Origin of the sequence: Butyricicoccus sp. AF35-5AC (assembly GCF_003477715.1) — a bacterium.
GTDB lineage: Bacteria > Bacillota > Clostridia > Oscillospirales > Butyricicoccaceae > Agathobaculum > Agathobaculum butyriciproducens.
Window position 1 is genome coordinate 393,828 of the sequence record NZ_QUDX01000002.1, and the last position, 201, is coordinate 394,028.

At 54.7% G+C, this 201-nt stretch carries 1 pseudogene; it reads right to left on the reverse strand.

The annotated features are described in order from the left end of the window. A pseudogene (locus DWZ82_RS15980) lies at nt 1-201 on the reverse strand (sensor histidine kinase); the annotation flags it as partial.

Genomic DNA, 201 nt, shown 5'->3' on the forward strand with positions numbered 1-201 from the left:
CCACTTGCTGTCATGGGAAACGGTCAAATCCTCCGGGCAGTCCACAGACACGGCGATTTCCTTTTTCTCCGCTGCATACACGATCCCACTCATGGCCTGCGCCACGGTATCAAAGAGGCGACCCGGTTTCTTGTCCAACTGGATCACGCCTGTTTCCAGACGGGAGGTTTTCACAAGGGCCTGAAAGAGAAAGTCCAGCTT